Genomic DNA, 14,218 nt, shown 5'->3' with positions numbered 1-14,218 from the left:
CCACGGACCCCGGTATCATACTGAGCTGTATCAGGCGGCCTTGCGACCGGCGCGCCGGTCAAAGAACAGCGCCTGACTTATCGCCGCCTTCACCGCTTCCGGCTGGAACGGTTTGGTGATCAGGAAGGCAGGCTCGGGCCGGTCTCCGGTCAGCAGGCGTTCCGGATAGGCCGTGATGAAGATCACCGGGACGTCGATCGCGCTCAGGATCTCATTGACAGCTTCGAGGCCGGAACTGCCGTCAGCAAGCTGGATGTCGGCCAGCACCAGGCCCGGCCGCTTTTTCGCGACAGATGCAATCGCCTCGCGATGGGTCCGGGCGACACCGGTCACCGTATGTCCCAGCTCTTCGACCATCGTTTCGATATCGAGCGCGATGATGGGCTCGTCTTCGATGATCAGCACGTCGGTGGCGACCTGATCGGCGATTTCCTGTCCCGCGACCTGGACGAGATTTGCCACCTCCGCCGCCGAGACCTCCATGATCACCGCGACCTCATCGAGCGAAAAGCCCTCGACGGTGCGCAGCAGGAAGGCCTGCCGTGGACGCGGCGTCAGCGCACTGAGATTGCGCTCGGCCGACGAGCGCTCCACACCGCCCGAAGACTGGTTGTTGATGCCGACCGACGACCAGAGCTTCAGGAAAGTCCTGTACAGTCCGGTGCGGGCATCGACGTCCCGCGGAAAGGAATTTGGATCGACGACGAGCGCTTCGAGCATTTCAACGACATAGGCATCGCCACTCGCCTGCGTGCCGTTCAGAGCTCGCGCGAAGCGGCGCAGATAGGGCAGATGCGGGGCAATTTCCTTCGCAATCGACATTGATTGGTCCTTCTTCAACCTGCCGAAAGTGAGCACCCGCAACGTGTTTCTGACAAGCAATTTATTTTACGATTTGCCCGGAACTTTTCTGAAACTAGACCGTTATCTGGCAGCATACGTGTCAATGATGCTCCGGCGGATCATGATCGGCCGGGATGTGGAAGACGGTTGAACAGGGCAATCCGGCCGCCCCTGCAGCAAGAGCGGAGCGGCGTCGGCGCGAGGGTATGATGAGTGGTATGAAGATCGAGATGCCAGAGCCGAACGGGGGCGAAGAGACGGATTTCGAAGCCATTCTGGACCCCAGGGTTCAGGAGTCGATCGGCCGGTCGCTCAAGGCGCATTACGACGATCTGATCAACGCACCCATCCCCGACAAATTCCTGGTTCTGCTGGCGCAGCTGGAAGCCAAGGAAAGCCGTTCATCCGCTGAGGAAGCAAGTGATGAGCGCCCCTGAGTTCAAGGACGGCCTGATCAAGGAAATCCCGAACCTGCGCGCCTTTGCGGCGTCGCTTTCGGGTTCGATGCAGCTCGCGGACGATCTGGTGCAGGACACCCTGCTCAAGGCTTGGGGCAACTCGGACAAGTTCGAACCGGGCACCAGTCTGCGCGCCTGGCTCTTTACCATCCTGCGCAACACCTACTACTCGCTCTACCGCAAGCGCGGCCGCGAGGTGCAGGACAGTGAAGGCACCTATGCCGAGCGCATGGCGGTGCACGGCAACCAGGAGAGCCATCTCGATCTCGCCGATTTCCGCAAGGCTTTGGCCAAGCTGCCGGAGGAGCAGCGGGAAGTGCTGATCATGGTCGGCGCAACGGGCCTTTCCTATGAGGAGGCTGCTGAGATCTGCGGCGTCGCGATCGGCACCATCAAGAGCCGCGTCAACAGGGCGCGCACCAAGCTTGCGGAGCTGCTGTCGATCAAAGGTCTCGATGATCTCGGGCCCGATCGTCAGAGCGCAGCAGCGGTTCACAGGACCAGCTCCGAACCCATCCGACCCTGATGCGACTGGCGCGGTTCAAGACCGTCCGCGGCAGGCTTCTCGCTCTGCTGGTCGCAATCGCGTTGCCGATCGCCTGCCTTTCGGCGATCGCCGCGATCACGACCTATCGAACGGTCATCGCCTCAATTCAGACTTTCCAGATCCGCACGGCGGATGACTATGCCGTGCGCGCTCGCGTCTGGTATCGCGGCGCCTTGCGCTCGTTGCTGACGGCGGCCGCGGCCGTGGGCACGTCGAGCAGCAGGGATTGCGATGCGGCCGCCCAAGAGATTCTGAAGCGGGTAACCGGTTACAGCGCCCTTCACCTCAAGATGCGCAACGGCGAGATCTGCTCGGTCTCGCTCGATCCGCATGTCACCTCCGCCAAGCTTGCCGCGACCGCAGAGCGACTGAGCGCCAAACCACCGGTCCGAATCTGGGCGGGCACGGAACTGGCGACCGTGCGTTATGACGATCTCATCCTCGATCGGCAGCGCTATCTCGCAGTCTATGCTCATAGTAACGATCCCGAACAGCCTGCGCAGGAAGCTCTGCTGCTCGCCGACTCCGACCTGCTCAACAAGGTCTTCGACCTCGGCGAGAGCGATGAAAGCCTTGCAGTCGCACTGATCCATCGGGGCAGCGGAATCGTCACCAGCCGAGGAGCCGATGAAGGCGACGAGTCCTGGCTGCCGGCGCTGGAAGTGGTGCCCGAGGTCAAGGCGCGCTGGGAGGCGGCAAGCAGGGCCGGACCCAACCGCGCCTATGCCGCCCGCATGGTTGCCGAGCCTGACCTCTACGTGATCGCGAGTTTCGACAACGCAGCCGAACGTGCGGCCCAGACGCAGTTCCTCATTTTGCTGCTGACCCCGCTCCTCACCCTCGCCTTGCTCTGCTTCGTCTACCTGCGCGCAATCGACCGGCATTGCGTGCGCTGGCTGCGCGGCATCGAAACGGCGGCCAGGACACGTGCGAAACTCTCGAGTGCCCGGGCCCCGATTGCGGCGGATATGCCGAGCGACATGCGGAGCGTGGCGGAGGCCTTCAACGCGATGGTCGAGGAGGAGGAGGTGCGGCAGCGCAAGCTCTCGAACGCCCTCGACGACAATCGCTTCCTGGTGCGCGAGCTACATCACCGGGTGAAGAACAGCCTGCAGGTCGTCCAGAGTTATATCGGGCTGACCAAGCGCGATTCCCGCGGCGAAGCCAGGCTAGCGCTCGCCGACGCCGAATGCCGCGTCCACGTCCTCTCGGCAGCCTATCGCTTCACGCTCGCCGATGGAGAAATGCAGCCTGTCCGCGTCGACCTGTTCCTCGACGACGTCATGACGATGATCTCGAACCTCATCCGCCGCCGCGACCAGGGTCTGATCAGCCAGATCGAGACTATGTCGTCCCTTTCCGTCGACCGGATCATTCCGCTCGGCTTCCTGATCGTCGACGTGGTGGGGCGCGCCTTGCGGCACGGACCGGGCCTCACCGTGACGGTCACCGCTGCCGATATCGATGAGGAGACCATCGAGATCAGCATCAAGGCGGATCGCGAGATCGACCATGCCGAGCCCCCCAAGCTCTTCGCCGGTCTCCTGACGCAGATCGCGGCGACCGAGGTCTCCGCGCCGGGCGGGCGCTCACTGGGCTCCTGGCGCATCGTGCATCGGGACTGAGCCTGCTCAGCAGGCGCCCGTCTCGACCGGCTCGATGCTGACCCCGACGGTCAAGCCAAGGAAGGCTCCAGCGAGCCCGGTATAGCTGCCGGAGACCGGCGATGCGTCCTCAGGAACGCGGGCGACGGCGATGCGCAGCAATTGGCGGTCCGCCACCAGATCATTGGTCGGATCGAACTCGACCCAGCCGTCGAAGGGGATGAAGACGTCGGCCCAGGCATGCGTCAGGCCAGCCGGTGAGACGAGGCCACCGCTTTCCAGCGTACGCTCGTGAATATAGCCGGTCACGAACCGGGCAGCGAAGCCCAGGCGGCGCGCCAGCTCGATAAACAGCCACGCATAGTCACGGCAGGAGCCGCTCCCCAGCTGTAGCGTGTCGAGCGGGTGTTGTGTGCCCTCGTCATAGCGAATGGCGTAGCTCAATGCGTCATTGATGGCATGAGCGAGATCCCGCAACAGGTACCCGGTGCCGGTGCCGCTCCGCGCGCGAAAGGCGAGAAGCCATTGGTCGAGGGCGCCATCCGGATCGGCGCTTGCCAGTGCCAGATAGGGCTGTAGCGCCGCGCGTTCGGAGGGGGTGTAGACAACCCCCGTCATGGCCGCGTCGGACGCGAGCACCGGGCTCGGAAGGGCCGGTCCGAAGCGCTCGACCACCAGTTCGCTGACGATGTCGAGGCTGTCGGCCTGCCCCTCGAAACTCGCGATGGCAACCGAATTGCCATAGGCATCATGCATCCAACGCAAATGCGCCGCCGGAGTGATGCTGAGCGCGGTTTCCACGACGCGCAGGTCGAAACTGTCCCGCGGCCTCAGCATCAGGCGATGCGGTCCGAACTCGACCGGCTGGGCGTAGCGATAGGTCGTCGCGTGACGGATACGCAGCTGCACAGAACCCTCCAGGCCAAGCGATGCGCCTCATGGCAGTCAGCGCGGCCACGGACAAAACAAGCCGCCCGAAGGCGGCTTCACGCGTGACAAGCGCGCGGGGCACCCGTCGCACCGCGACTGAGCGCCCCTGATTGCGCTATCCCGCAGTAGGTTCCGGCTCAGCGAATAACGCTGGCGACCGGCCCGGTCACGCGAGCCTCCTGGGAGGTCGCGATGGCGCGCTTGGTCCGATCAGCGACCCTCTGGGCGGGATCCACCGATGCCAGCTGGCTATCCGTCGGGACGTTGTTTCGAATCTTGGCCTCCGCAACGGAGGTCGAACTTTGATCGGTCGCGCTCTGGAGAGCCGAGCCGAAGGTCAGCGTGGCCACCACCGCGCCCATGATTCCAAAGAAGGCGAAGGCGCGTTTGATGGGGGCAAGGCTGTCATTCAACATCTGTCTCTCCCTACGCCACGACCGGTCACCATTGACCGGTTTACGTCGAATAGAACGCGACGCCGGCCGTTCGGTTCCCGTTGTGCGGGTGGCAGCGATCACGAAACCGGGAGCGGCGGTTCAGGCCTCCTCGTCCTCGTTGGCGGGCTGACGACTGCGAAACAGCCGCCAGAGCGACTTGCCGATCCGGCGCGAGCTCAGATGCGCGCCGGCGAGACGCTTCTCCAGGGTGATCTTGCGGTCGTGGAAATCCTCAAGGCCGGGGCGGTGACCGACACTGATGACTGTCGCGTGTGCGAGCTCGCCTTCGAACAGTCCAAGGAGCGAATTCTGGCTGTCCTCATCGAGGGCCGAAGTCGCCTCGTCCATGATAATGATATCGGGCTTCTGGATCAGCAAGCGCACGAAGGCGACGCGCTGACGCTCGCCGCCGGACAGGACGCGATCCCAATTGTCCTCCTCGTTCAGGCGCTTGGCCATGTAGGCCAGGCCGCAGCGCCGAAGGGCGGCAATGATGGTCTCGTCGCTGACGGGGATCTCGGAATCGGGATAGAGCAGGACTGTCCTGAAATTGCCGAGAGGCAAGTAGGGCTTCTGCGGCACGAACGCGATGCTCTTGCCGCGAGGCACCTGGATCGAGCCTGAACCCCAGGGCCAGAGGCCGGCCAGCGACCGGATCAGCGTGCTCTTGCCGGAGCCGCTCTCGCCAACGATCAGAACTTTCTCGCCGAGTTCGATGATAACCGTCGCGTCTGCGATGACGATGCGCCCATTGCTGTGCGCCAGCGAGAGCTCCTTGATATGAATCGCGCCGTCATCACTCTCGCCGAGCGAGATCTGGGTCTCGCCGACCATGATCGTGCCGACATCGAGCGCCTCCAGCTCTTCGACAAGCTCGTCGACCCGGGTGACGGAGGCAAACCACTCGGCCAGCCTGACGAAGTTGTCGACGAACCAAATCAGCGCGGCCTGAACGGCGCTGAACGCCGCGACGACCTGCATCACGGCCCCGAGCGTAACCTCGCCCGAGAGATATTTCGGCGCGATCAGCAGCAGCGGCACGATCGGAAACAAGGCACCATTGGTGTTGAGCACCAAGGCGATCACGCCTTGTTGGCGAATGACGCGGAGCCAGGCGGCCAGGACGCGGCCATAGTTCTCGCCAACCGATGCACGCTCGTCGGCATCGCCCTTGATCAGGGCGATGCTCTCGGCATTCTCGCGCAATCGCGTCATTTCTGCCCGGAACTGGGCCTCGGCCTCGTTCTTGGCCGCGATGCGAGCGACCAGCGGTCGTCCGGTGAGATAGGCCGCGAGCGACGCGACCGCCGCATAGACGATCGCGGCCAGCGCCATGTAGCTCGGGATCACGATCGCCACGCCACCGAGCATGAAGTGAGCTGAGCCTGCGACCTGCCAGAGGATGGCGGCGAAGGTCGCGGCCGTCACCGCCGCGCTGATCAAGCCGATCGCGAATTCGGCGAGCGGCTCGATCGCGAGCCGGACGTCATCTGCTATCCGGTATTCGGGAGCCGTCTGCCTCTTGGTGAGGAAGCCGAGCCGGTAATAGCGCTGATCAGCGATCCACCAGCCGGCAAGACGCCTGGTCAGGTCCTCCCGCCATCGCGCCTGGAGCAGCATGCGGCTGATCACGAGGGCAGACAGCGACAGGCTGAATGCGATGACCAGCGCCGGCAGCCAGGCGATCACCGACCAGACAGCGCCGGTATCGCGCTTTTCAAGCGCATCGAAGAAGTACCGGTTCCAGCTATTGATGCCGACGGCGCTCGCCGTCTGCGCAGCGACGAAAACCAGCACCACTATCGTCAGAACCCAGGCGCGGAACCGGGTCTCACCGCTCCAGAACCGCAGCGCGATGCGGAAAAACTGCCGCATGCGCGACCGCCTGGATGGTTGCGGCGTCTCAGCCATGGCCTTGCAACTCCCGCCCGAGATGTCATTGACCGGAGCATCATCGCGAGGTGTCGCAATCATAAACCGGAGGCTGGAGATCGGCACGCTCCACGGCGCTAGAACGCCGCAACGCTTCTGCCAGTTCCGCCAATTGCAAAGGATATGTTGCACCGCACGCAGCATGCGATTCGACATTGAGCTATGCCGGCTCCCCCGCGCATAATGGCGTCATGAAGACCATGCCCGACCATGCCAGCATAGCCCGGCTCGGAGTGCCTTGCCTGGCCTGTCCTTTGCGGCTGAAGGCGGCATTCAAGGACAAGAGCGATGAGGAAGTCCGCTTCATCCAGCGGATGAAGATTGATCATCGTTCCGTTCCTGCCGGATCGGAGGTCATTCATCCCGGCCAGGAAGATGCCGAGCTCTTTACGTTATTCTCCGGCTGGGCCTTTCGTTACAAATCGCTCTCAGACGGGCGGCGTCAGATTCTGAACTTCCTGCTGCCGGGCGATCTGGTCGGGCTGCAGGCTTCGCTTCTGAGCGCGGCCCAACATGGCATCGAGGCGCTGACCGATGTCGAGCTCTGCACATTTCCGCGCAAGCGGATCTGGGACCTCTTCGTGCACATGCCGTCGCTCTCATACGAGATCGCCTGGCTCGGCTCCCGCGAGGAGAGCCTGATCGACGAGAACCTGACCTCGGTCGGCCAGCGCAATGCGGGCGAGCGCATCGCAGCGCTGGTGATCTCGCTCTATCGCCGGGCCGAGGCGCTCGATCTCGTCAGCGACAACAGTTTCCAGTTCCCCTTGTCGCAACAGCACCTCGCAGACGCGCTTGGCCTGTCACTTGTCCACACCAGCAAAACCTGGTCCCGCCTGCGCCGCGCCGGCCTCTTCTCGCTTGCCGGAGGACGGCTCACCTTGCTCAACCCGCGGCTGACCGCGCGCATGGCGCTGCTTTTCGAACGGGAACGCCATCCGAGACCGTTGATCTGAAACAGCTCAACCGCTACGCCGCACTCTTGACCCGAACTTCTTGACGGTTAACGTCAATTCTGCTCGCTAGCGGTATCTGTTCGTTCTGATGCTTCGGCTAACGGGGCGAGGCCTGAGGTTTCATGACGCGTTCTTCCACCACCCGGGATTCTCGCGGCGCGCTTGCCGGACGGCTCGGCAAATCGAGCGTTGCCGCTCGCATCGAGGGTGAAATGCGCGTCACGGCCGCAGAGCTGACAGATAGCGTGGCGGAGGCCAAGCTGAAGGTCGCTGCCGTGCGCTACAAGGTCGAGGGCGAGGTCCGCAACACGGCCGGGAAGCTGAAGACGCGGGTCAATGAGGCCAAGGCGAAGTTCGGCGACGATGCCCGCTTCCTGAAATCCTGGATCGACGACCCGCTGCGCACGGGTTCGGTGACGCCGTCAAGCCCGTTCCTGGCGCGCCGCATGGCCTCCTTCGTCGATCCGAGCGTACCTGGTCCGGTGATCGAGATCGGCCCCGGAACCGGCCCCGTGACAGAGGCGCTGATCGAACGCGGCATCGACGAGTCCAGGCTGATCCTGGTCGAGTACAGCCCCGAATTCTGCACGCTGCTGCGCGAACGTTTTCCGCGCGCCACCGTGGTGGAAGGCGACGCCTATGCGCTATCGACGACGCTTGCCGGGCATCTGAGCGAGAAGGCCGTAGCGGTCGTCTCCAGCCTGCCGCTATTCACACGCCCGCCGGCCACGCGCACGGCCCTTGTCAAGGACGCTTTCACGCTGCTCATCCAGGGCGCGCCCTTTATCCAGTTCACTTACTCCGTGATCTCGCCGGTGCCGCGGAAGGGTTCGGGCCTCAAGGCCATGGTGTCCGACTGGGTCTTGCGGAATATCCCGCCGGCCCGCGTCTGGGTCTATCGTCGCGCGGCATAGGACTGCGACGGCTCCCTGGCGATGGTCCCAACCGCCCTCCCGCGCATGGTGTCGATACCGCAGCCCGGGTTTCCAGGCCGCCAGCAAGAGTGCAGGCTTTCCTGATCGCGGACAGGCCGGAGCTTTCCGGCCAGGTCATGGGGTCGTCACATGCCAGAACCTAGAATTCTCGTTTTCGCCGGTTCCTGGCGCGAGGGCTCCCTCAACACCAAGCTCGCGACGCTGGCGGCAAGGAGGCTGCGTGCCGCCGGCGCAGAGGTGAAGCAGATCTCGCTCGGCGACTATCCGCTTCCCCTGGTCGATGCCACCGGCTTCGGAAACGCGCCGCAGGCAGCCCATGAGCTGCGCGCGCTGATCGACGCGCATGACGGCCTCTACATCGCCAGCCCCGAATACAATGCCGGCTACGCCCCGGCCTTGAAGAACGCGCTCGACTGGGCATCGACGGCCAAGCCTGGCGCCCCCGCCAGCGGCCTTGCAGGCAAGGTCGTGGCGCTCGGCGGAGCTTCCACCGGCTCGCTCGGCGCCTATCGCGGGCTGACCCAGTTGCGAACCTCACTCGAACTCGGCTTCGGCGCGCTGATGGTGCCCGAGATGGTCGCCGTCAGTTTCGCTGACAAGATGTTTGATGCCGATGGCAACCTCACCGATGCGCGCAGCAGCGGTTTCTTGGATGCCCAGGTGGCCCGACTGCTCAAACTTTCCGGCAAGGGCCTGTAGTCGCGGCGGCGTGACGATCCGACGCTAGGGAAGTTCGCAAGTCATTATGCCTTCCACACGGAATCGTAACAGCTCGGCCCTATGAGCCGCGAACAAGAGCACTGGTCTCGACCCGGTCTCTTCCAGGACCTCACGGCCAGGGAGTTGCAACACGCGAATGAATGGCCAGGCATCAAGCTATAGTTTGCCGCGCTGGCGCCTGACGCGCTGGCTGACCGATGCTGGCCCCGATGTGCCCGCCGACATCAGGGTCGCCTTGATTGGGAGCCTCTATGGCACCTTGCCGATCTTCGCCGGCGGCGTGATCAACACCATCGCCGTGTCGTTTCTGATCGCGATGCGGATTCCGACGCTGCCATTCGTGCTCTGGTGCGCCTTCGAGGTCCTCTGCTGCGTGACGCGGCTCTTCGTGCTGCTCGTCGCCCAGAAGCGGGCGAGGCAGGGCAAGGAAACACCAACGGATCTCTACATCCTGCTCGGCGTCGCCTGGGCCGGCGGTGTCGGCTACGGCACCTTCATCAGCCTGAGCAGCGGCGACTGGGTGGTGGCCACGCTCGCCTGCCTGTCGGCCGCCGCAATGGTCGGCGGCATCTGCTTCCGCAATTACGGGGCGCCACGACTCGCCGGAGTGATGATCTTCCTCACGCTCGGGGCCTGCTGCTTTGCCGCGCCCTTCCTCGGCGAGCCGATCATGCTGATCGTCTTCATGCAGATCCCCTTCTATCTTTTCAGCATGAGCCGGGCGACCCGCACGCTCAACAAGATGCTGGTCACGACGATGCGCGCCGAGCGCGAGAACGAGTTCCATGCGCGCCACGACATGTTGACCGGGCTCTCGAACCGCTCGGGCCTGACGAAGGCACTCGACGCGCATTTCGCCCGCGAAGCCGGACAGAAGCGGCTCGCACTGATCTATCTCGATCTCGACGGCTTCAAGGCCGTCAACGACAGCTACGGCCATATGGCCGGAGACCGGCTGCTGCAGCTCGTCGCCGAGCGGTTGCGTGGCATGATCCGCAATGGCGATCTCGCCGCCCGGATGGGTGGAGACGAGTTCATCGTCTTGTCCGAGCAAACCGAAGCCGCGCAACTTCTCGGCTTCGGCGAAAGGCTGATCCGCGAGATCTCACGGCCCTACGAACTCGACAACAAGCACGAGGTCACCGTGGGGGCCTCGGTCGGGATTGCGCTTGCTCCGGAGCACGGGACCGACATGATGGCCCTGCTCGCAGCGGCAGACAGCGCACTCTATCAGGCCAAGTCGCGCGGCAAGTCTCGCTGCATGATCGCGTCCGCGTCGCAGAGCGAACTCGACCGGCCCTTCCCCGGCGCGCCGCTGCTGGTCAGCTCGGCCCGCCAGTTGCACTGAGCCCAAGATTCGCGGCTTGCTGCAGCTCGCAGCGCTCCCCCCCACGACATGTCGCCAAAGCGATCCTGGCCAGGCAATGCCGCACGCCCACCGCGTCGTCCGGCAGCGAAGCATCGTCGCCCGCAGCACCGCAACGACGGCCCCTTGCAAGGTCGGTCTGGCGCGCCGCAATCTTGACCCTCTTGCCGCCCTCGGGCTTCCTGCCGTGCGGGAAAGTGGAGAGCGGCCGTGGCAGATATCGGACGAATCGTCCACGAGGTGGCCGAGGAGATGGCCGCCCATCCCGAGCGGGGCGAGGTCGCGAGCTATATTCCGCCGCTCGCCCATGTCGATCCCGGACAGTTCGGCCTCTGCATCGTCACCTCCGATGGCGCAACGCATGCTACCGGGGATGCCGAAGAGCCCTTCTCGATCCAGAGCGTCTCCAAGGTCTTCGCGTTGACCCAGGCGCTCGGCAAGGTCGGCGACACGCTCTGGCGCCGCGTCGGACGCGAGCCTTCCGGAACCCCCTTCAATTCGATCGTCCAGCTCGAGCGCGAACAGGGCATTCCGCGCAATCCCTTCATCAATGCCGGCGCACTCGTCGTCAGCGACGTCAATCTCGCCGGGCATGAACCGCGCGTCGCGATCGGCGAACTGCTGCGCTTCATCCGCTATCTCGCGGAGGACGAGACGATCGTCATCGACGAGACCGTGGCCCGCGCCGAACAGGAGACCGGTTTCCGCAACATTGCGCTGGCCAATTACATGAAGGCCTTCGGCAATCTGACGCATGCGGCGCCGCTGACGCTTGGCGTCTATTTCCACCAATGCGCCATCGCCATGAGCTGCCGGCAGCTCGCCATGGCCGGACGCTACCTGATGCTCGGCGGCCTGCATTCGCCCGGCGGAGCGCGGGTGATCTCGGCGCAAAGAGCCCGCCGCATCAATGCCCTGATGCTGACCTGCGGTCATTACGATGCTTCCGGCGACTTCGCCTTCCGCGTCGGCCTGCCCGGAAAATCCGGGGTCGGCGGCGGCATCCTGGCGATCGCGCCGGGCAAGGCCGCAATCGCCGTCTGGTCGCCCGGACTGAACGAATGCGGCAATTCCCGCCTCGGCACCCTCGCACTGGAGCGCATTGCCGAAGCGACGGGCTGGTCGGTGTTCAGCCCATCCGGAGGCGGCCGCCCGTGAGCGGCCGGCAGCATCCAGACAGCCCGTCACCGGCGTGCACCTCCGCCCTGACGGGAGCCACGCTCCCCCCGGGACAACCGGGCAAGAGCCCTCTGTCGGAAGGAGCCTTGTGGGGGAAAGGGCATTTCCGGGCGCGCCTGAGGGGCCCGCGAGCGTTTTCCGCAAGCCACCCAAATGTTCAAGAGCCCAGCGCGCGCTGTTGCTCAGATCCCGCGCGTGATGCCGCCGTCGACCCGAATATTCTGTCCGGTAATGTAGCCGGCATCGTCGGAGGCAAGGAAGGCGATCGTGCCCGCGATTTCGTCGCTCCTGCCATAGCGCTGCAGCGGCACGCGCTGGCGCCGCTCATCGGTGGCCGGCAGGCTGTCGATCCAGCCGGGGAGCACGTTGTTGATGCGGATATTGTCCGCTGCGTACTTGTCGGCAAAAATCTTGGAGAAGGAGGCGAGCCCGGCCCTGAACACGGCCGATGTCGGGAACATGGCGTCGGGCTCGAAGGCCCATGCCGTCGAGATGTTGATGATCGATCCGGAGCGTTGAGCCTGCATGACCGGCGTCACCAGTCGGGCTGGCCGCACGACGCTCAAGAAATAGACCTCCATGCCGCGATGCCAGTCCTCGTCCGGGATCTCCAGGATCGGCGCGCGCGGGCCATGGCCTGCACTGTTGACGAGAACGTCGATGCGCCCCCAGCGAGAGACAGTTGCATCGACGAGGCGCTTGATATCGTCATTGGACTGGTTCGAACCGGTCACTCCGATGCCGCCGAGCTCATGGGCCAGGGCTTCGCCCTTGCCGGATGAGGACAGGATGGCAACCGCGAAACCGTCCTTGGCGAGACGGCGCGCGGCGGCAGCCCCCATCCCGCTGCCACCGGCCGTAATGATCGCGACTTTCTGAGTCATGGACTTTCCCCTGGTTGCCTGCTGCAGCTGGTCGTAGGCGACGAGGACGCCCCGAACCATGGATTTTCCGTGCGGTGTCCCTGTAGCGTTGCTACACCCTCATCATGTCACGAATGCCCCCTCTCGCGACCTTGCGCGCATTCGATGCGGCCGCGCGCCATCTCAATCTTCGCCTTGCGGCGGAAGAGTTGAATGTGACGCATGGCGCTGTCGCCCAACAGGTTCGCGCCCTGGAGGCCAGCCTCGGGGTCGCCCTGTTCGAGCGGGAGCCGCGCGGCCTCGCGCTCACCGCGGCCGGGCGGGCCTTTCATCCACAGATCAGACGGGCCTTCGCACTTATCGCGGGCGCCATGGCCGCAATCGAACCCACGCAGGAACGCGAACGACGCGGCGTGACGGTCACTGTCACCCCCTCCTTCGCGGCAAGATGGCTCATTCCCCGGCTCGGGAAATTCTCGGTGATTGCGCCGGATGTCGAGGTACGCGTCCTGGCGTCGGAATCGACCGAACGCCTCGGAGGACATGGCCTGCCGGATCTCGCAGTGCGTCTGTCAGCTCCGCCCTTCGAGCGCTCGCTCGATGCCCGGCGCCTGCTTGCGGACGATCTCTTTCCAGTCTGCAGCCCATCCATCGCCAAGACACTCTCGAGCCTGGACGACCTTGCAGGAGCGACGCTCCTTCACGACGCCCACGACGCATGGCCGCTCTGGCTGGAACTGGCGAACGCATCGACCCCACCAACGGTCGGACGCCGATTCAACCAGACCGCGCTGGCCCTTGCTGCCGCGCTTGACGGCCAGGGCGTGGCGCTTGCGCCATCTGCTCTCGTTGCGGAGGATCTCGCCGGGCAACGCCTGGCGGCACCATTCGGCACGGCTCTGCGTGTCGCGTCGGAGCGGGCCTTCTATCTTCTCACGCCGAGGCTCTCCCGAATGCGTGCTGAGGTCTCGAGCTTTCGCTCCTGGCTGATCGACGAATGCGACGCCGGCCTGGATGCGGAGTGACGGCCCCGCCGAGCTGCCTGGATCTGACGTCTGGCCCGCCCGGTTGAGGAGGTCGGACCGCCAAGAGCTCCCATGATGAGAGTGCTCCCATGACGGTTCCGCCGAGGCGGATGATCGCAGCCGCCGGGCCGTAGCCGCTTTGGCCAACGGCGCCCGCCCAACGTGCTCAAACGCGAGGATCGCGTCGCAAACCGCGGTCGAGGTTCACCACAACCTGCCGAGATTCGCGCTTGCACGCATGTGCAAAATTGCGATTGACAGGCCTGCCGTTTGCGTTGAGCTTGATACGCAACGGATCGGGTCAAGCTGCGTGCAGCCCCACGATCAGAGCTAAATAAGAGCTGCCCCACAGCAGAGCGTTCTTTGCAAGGCTGTGCGGGGAGAGGGAGGGTACGATGGCCAAGACGTGTCCCGCTTCAGCGG

14 protein-coding genes are annotated in these 14,218 nt (G+C 64.5%); 9 read left to right on the top strand and 5 right to left on the bottom strand.

The genetic code is table 11. The features are described from left to right. Window positions 1-30: 30 nt before the first annotated feature. Window positions 31-822 (bottom strand): response regulator, encoded by a 792-nt coding sequence (locus tag AB4118_RS15595; protein ID WP_441490582.1) that lies wholly within the window; start codon window positions 820-822, stop codon window positions 31-33. A 155-nt stretch (window positions 823-977) separates the two neighbouring features. Between AB4118_RS15595 and AB4118_RS15590 the strand changes: the two genes are divergently transcribed. From AB4118_RS15590 to AB4118_RS15580, 3 genes are read left to right on the top strand one after another with little or no spacing between them, the layout of a single operon-like run. After that, a complete protein-coding gene (locus AB4118_RS15590) occupies window positions 978-1,280 on the top strand; it encodes a NepR family anti-sigma factor (protein ID WP_441490581.1) in 303 nt (100 codons plus the stop codon). Then, window positions 1,267-1,827 carry a sigma-70 family RNA polymerase sigma factor gene (locus AB4118_RS15585; protein ID WP_043234959.1) on the top strand — a complete coding sequence of 187 codons (561 nt, stop codon included), beginning with the start codon at window positions 1,267-1,269 and terminating at the stop codon, window positions 1,825-1,827. Before AB4118_RS15590 ends, AB4118_RS15585 begins: the two co-directional genes overlap by 14 nt. Continuing rightward, window positions 1,827-3,473, top strand: coding sequence for a sensor histidine kinase (locus AB4118_RS15580; protein ID WP_441490580.1), 1,647 nt, complete (start codon window positions 1,827-1,829; stop codon window positions 3,471-3,473). Before AB4118_RS15585 ends, AB4118_RS15580 begins: the two co-directional genes overlap by 1 nt. Window positions 3,474-3,479: 6 nt before the next feature. On the opposite strand, the gene AB4118_RS15575 is transcribed toward AB4118_RS15580, so the two are convergent. From AB4118_RS15575 to AB4118_RS15565, 3 genes are all read right to left on the bottom strand, one after another. Beyond that, window positions 3,480-4,361: a transglutaminase family protein gene (locus tag AB4118_RS15575; protein ID WP_441490579.1), complete on the bottom strand. Its 882-nt coding sequence runs from the start codon at window positions 4,359-4,361 to the stop codon at window positions 3,480-3,482. A gap of 158 nt (window positions 4,362-4,519) precedes the next feature. Further along, entirely contained in the window at window positions 4,520-4,798 is a 279-nt protein-coding gene (locus tag AB4118_RS15570) for a hypothetical protein (protein WP_441490578.1), read from the bottom strand. A gap of 120 nt (window positions 4,799-4,918) precedes the next feature. Beyond that, a complete protein-coding gene (locus tag AB4118_RS15565; RefSeq protein ID WP_441490577.1) occupies window positions 4,919-6,694 on the bottom strand; it encodes an ABC transporter ATP-binding protein/permease in 1,776 nt (591 codons plus the stop codon). Between the two features lie 248 nt (window positions 6,695-6,942). Between AB4118_RS15565 and AB4118_RS15560 the strand changes: the two genes are divergently transcribed. From AB4118_RS15560 to AB4118_RS15540, 5 genes are all read left to right on the top strand, one after another. Continuing rightward, a complete protein-coding gene (locus tag AB4118_RS15560; RefSeq protein ID WP_441490576.1) occupies window positions 6,943-7,707 on the top strand; it encodes a Crp/Fnr family transcriptional regulator in 765 nt (254 codons plus the stop codon). Between the two features lie 122 nt (window positions 7,708-7,829). Further along, window positions 7,830-8,621, top strand: coding sequence for a class I SAM-dependent methyltransferase (locus AB4118_RS15555; RefSeq protein WP_441490575.1), 792 nt, complete (start codon window positions 7,830-7,832; stop codon window positions 8,619-8,621). A 150-nt stretch (window positions 8,622-8,771) separates the two neighbouring features. Beyond that, window positions 8,772-9,341 carry an NADPH-dependent FMN reductase gene (locus tag AB4118_RS15550; protein WP_441490574.1) on the top strand — a complete coding sequence of 190 codons (570 nt, stop codon included), beginning with the start codon at window positions 8,772-8,774 and terminating at the stop codon, window positions 9,339-9,341. A 157-nt stretch (window positions 9,342-9,498) separates the two neighbouring features. After that, a complete protein-coding gene (locus AB4118_RS15545) occupies window positions 9,499-10,710 on the top strand; it encodes a diguanylate cyclase domain-containing protein (RefSeq protein ID WP_441490573.1) in 1,212 nt (403 codons plus the stop codon). Window positions 10,711-10,938: 228 nt separating this feature from the next. After that, complete coding sequence (locus AB4118_RS15540; RefSeq protein WP_441490572.1) at window positions 10,939-11,886, top strand: glutaminase; 948 nt, start codon at window positions 10,939-10,941, stop codon at window positions 11,884-11,886. A gap of 203 nt (window positions 11,887-12,089) precedes the next feature. Here the strand turns inward: AB4118_RS15540 and AB4118_RS15535 are convergent, their stop codons facing one another. Then, window positions 12,090-12,791, bottom strand: a complete 702-nt coding sequence (locus AB4118_RS15535; protein WP_441490571.1) for an SDR family oxidoreductase — start codon at window positions 12,789-12,791, stop codon at window positions 12,090-12,092. 113 nt (window positions 12,792-12,904) lie between these two features. On the opposite strand from AB4118_RS15535, the gene AB4118_RS15530 reads away from it, so the two are divergent. Further along, complete coding sequence (locus tag AB4118_RS15530) at window positions 12,905-13,795, top strand: LysR substrate-binding domain-containing protein (RefSeq protein ID WP_441490570.1); 891 nt, start codon at window positions 12,905-12,907, stop codon at window positions 13,793-13,795. The last annotated feature ends 423 nt before the right edge of the window (window positions 13,796-14,218 follow it).

Source organism: Allobosea sp. 2RAB26 (assembly GCF_052115465.1).
Taxonomy (GTDB): Bacteria; Pseudomonadota; Alphaproteobacteria; order Rhizobiales; family Beijerinckiaceae; genus Allobosea.
The sequence above is the reverse complement of the archived record's forward strand: the minus strand, read 5'-3'. Positions and strand labels throughout refer to the sequence as shown.